The organism is Acinetobacter sp. YH16031 (genome assembly GCF_013417335.1).
Classification (GTDB): domain Bacteria; phylum Pseudomonadota; class Gammaproteobacteria; order Pseudomonadales; family Moraxellaceae; genus Acinetobacter.
Genome location: NZ_VPED01000175.1, coordinates 1 through 1220 on the forward strand (window position 1 = coordinate 1; position 1220 = coordinate 1220).

Consider the following 1220-nt stretch of genomic DNA (forward strand, 5'->3'; position numbering starts at 1 on the left):
GGGTTTTTAAGTTGTTGATAAATAATACTATTTTAAAATGTGTTTCGTATAAGCTCTATTATGTTAAATAGGTAGGGAATCAGGCTCAATCATTTTATTTTAAGATGAGTTTTGAGTACTTAATTATATGGTCTGTAACACTTTCTAAATGGTAAGGTTGATGAATCCAATGATGCCAGTAGAGTTGAACTTTATTTTCTAATTCTGGACATAAATCAATCATTTCATCTTGATCATAGAGGCTATTTAATTGGAATTCTGGAACCATTCCGTAACCTATTCCAAGTCGTATAGCGGTCAAAAAAGATTCTGAAGAGGGTATTAAGTGAAAAGGGTAACTACCCTTTGTTAGACCGAATTGCTTTACTAAAATATCAAAATGAAGATGGTCTTTTTCATTAAATATTACAGCAGGTGCTAAGCATAGGGCTTGTCTATTTATGCCACTAGCAAACCATTTTTTTATGAATGCTTTTGTTGCGATCATTCTATATTTCATCACACCTAGATATTGAGAATTACATCCTTTCATAGGTTTAGGTTCAATTGAGATACACGCATTAACAATTCCTTTTTCTAGTAAGGAATATGTATGAGCCTGATCATCAACGATTAGATTCAGCAATATTTTATTTTTTATAAGTACATCTTTGAGGGTTGGAAGTAACCAGGTTGCTAGGCTATCGGCATTAGATGCAATAACCACTTTAAAAAATTCAGCTTGTGACTTATTCATCAAATCATGTAAAAAATTCTGTTCCAATCTTTGACTTTTCTTTAAATATTCAAATACTTGCTGACCTGATGTGGTTAATTTACAAGGCTTACTACGTATTATTAATAACTGTCCTAATTCTTTTTCTAAAGCTTGCAATCTTAAGGTTACAGCAGATGGAGTCAGGCAGAGCATTTTTCCTGCCTGATCGAAACTACCAGTCTCAACTACCGCTAAAAAGGCTTCGCATTGTTTTTTTTCTAACATAAGAATTATTTAGCCAACCCAAAATATTCTTAATTTTAATGAATAAAAAAAACAAATACACATAATTCAAATAAATAGATACTTCAGATAAGTCAATATGGTTACATTTTTAACAGGATTGGGGGTTGGGTTTTCTCTCATATTAGCCATTGGTGCTCAAAATGCTTTTGTTCTGAGACAAGGACTTAAGCGTGAATATGTTTTTAGTGTTTGTCTTATATGCGCCTTATCTGACTCT

At 32.1% G+C, this 1220-nt stretch carries 1 protein-coding gene and 1 pseudogene; one reads left to right on the top strand and one right to left on the bottom strand.

What is annotated here, in order from left to right; genetic code table 11:
• Nucleotides 1-94: 94 nt before the first annotated feature.
• On the bottom strand, nucleotides 95-982 hold the full coding sequence (locus FTV31_RS16960; protein ID WP_174660717.1) for a LysR family transcriptional regulator ArgP: 888 nt from the start codon (nucleotides 980-982) through the stop codon (nucleotides 95-97).
• A 97-nt stretch (nucleotides 983-1079) separates the two neighbouring features.
• Here FTV31_RS16960 and FTV31_RS16965 point away from each other — a divergent pair.
• Nucleotides 1080-1220, top strand: a pseudogene (locus FTV31_RS16965) (amino acid transporter); the annotation flags it as partial.

Coding starts and splice junctions, on each gene's coding strand:
- FTV31_RS16960 (WP_174660717.1), bottom strand. CDS start 982: ATGTTAGAAAAAAAACAATGCGAAGCCTTTTTAGCGGTAGTTGAGACT.